1 pseudogene is annotated in these 401 nt (G+C 73.1%); it reads left to right on the plus strand.

Features of this window, described 5'->3' with window-relative positions:
- Nucleotides 1-401: pseudogene (locus RNB18_RS53125) on the plus strand (extracellular solute-binding protein); the annotation flags it as partial.

Genomic DNA, 401 nt, shown 5'->3' on the forward strand with positions numbered 1-401 from the left:
GGGCTGTGCCGCGCCCGCGACCGCCGCGGGCCCGGGGCAGACCCTGCTGCGGTACTGGCATCTGTTCGGCGGCGGCGACGGCGTCAACATGCAGGGCATGCTGGACGACTTCCGGGCCGGACACCCGGACATCGCGCTGGAGGCCTCCACCCTCCAGTGGGGCGCCCCGTACTACACCAAGCTCGGCATGGCCGGTGCCGGCGGCAGGGCTCCCGAACTCGCCGCCCTGCACCTCGCCCGCCTCGCGGGCTTCGCCCCCGGCAGGCTCCTCGACCCGTTCGACCTCGATCTGCTGGCCGAACTCGGCGTGAGGGAGGAAGACTTCCCGCAGGACATCTGGCGCCGGGGCCAGGCGATCGGCAAGCAGTTCGCCGTCCCGCTCGACACCCATCCCTTCGTCC

It is taken from the genome of Streptomyces doebereineriae, from assembly GCF_031845645.1.
Lineage (GTDB): Bacteria > Actinomycetota > Actinomycetes > Streptomycetales > Streptomycetaceae > Streptomyces > Streptomyces canus.